This is a genomic window from Treponema sp. R6D11 (assembly GCF_054786075.1).
In genome coordinates, this window is the sequence record NZ_BDHD01001087.1 from 1 (window position 1) to 391 (window position 391).

The 391-nt window shown below is 44.2% G+C and carries 1 pseudogene; it reads left to right on the forward strand.

Annotation, left to right across the window (positions count from 1 at the left end):
• Positions 1 to 391, forward strand: a pseudogene (locus ACYVTD_RS17590) (glycogen debranching enzyme); the annotation flags it as partial.

The window sequence follows — 391 nt, forward strand, 5'->3', positions numbered from 1 at the left end:
GGCAGACAAATGATCCGATTATAAAAACTCTGCGAGATCGGCAATTAAGGAATTTTTTCGCTACCCTGATGGTTTCGCTTGGCACTCCTATGATTCTTGGCGGCGATGAATTTGCCCGTACTCAAAACGGCAACAACAACGCTTATTGTCAGGATAATGAGTTATCATGGTACGACTGGTCGCTGTTGGAAAAAAATTCCAGCCTGTACCGTTTTGTCAAAGAGATGATCGCTTTTCGTCTTAGACATCATGGTTTTATGCGCCCCGAATTTTACACCGGCAAGGGCGGCACATACAAAGGCATTCCCGATATTAGCTGGTTCGATGAAAAAGGCAACACTGTTGATTGGGAAAAGATAGATTATTACCTGGCTTTACGTCTGCTTGGCAC